The organism is Streptomyces sp. SID14478 (assembly GCF_010548525.1).
GTDB lineage: Bacteria > Actinomycetota > Actinomycetes > Streptomycetales > Streptomycetaceae > Streptomyces.
In genome coordinates this window covers 1-214 of sequence record NZ_JAAGMG010001217.1, presented here as the reverse complement: position 1 = coordinate 214, position 214 = coordinate 1, and the positions used below count along the sequence as shown (strand labels likewise).

At 72.4% G+C, this 214-nt stretch carries 1 protein-coding gene; it reads left to right on the top strand.

Features of this window, described 5'->3' with window-relative positions; translation table 11 throughout:
- Window positions 1-214: M48 family metalloprotease (locus tag G3I40_RS38730; protein ID WP_164559500.1), on the top strand; the 214-nt coding region annotated here is incomplete at both ends.

Genomic DNA, 214 nt, shown 5'->3' with positions numbered 1-214 from the left:
ATCCTGGGGCCGCTCGCCGCCTCGATCATCCAGCTCGCCGTCAGCCGCTCCCGCGAGTACGAGGCCGACTCCTCCGGGGCCCAGCTCACCGGAGACCCGCTGGCCCTCGCCGCCGCCCTGCGCAAGCTCGACGCCGGGACGAAGCAGCTCCCGCTGCCGCCCGAACCGAAGATCGAGACCGCGAGCCACATGATGATCGCGAACCCGTTCCGCC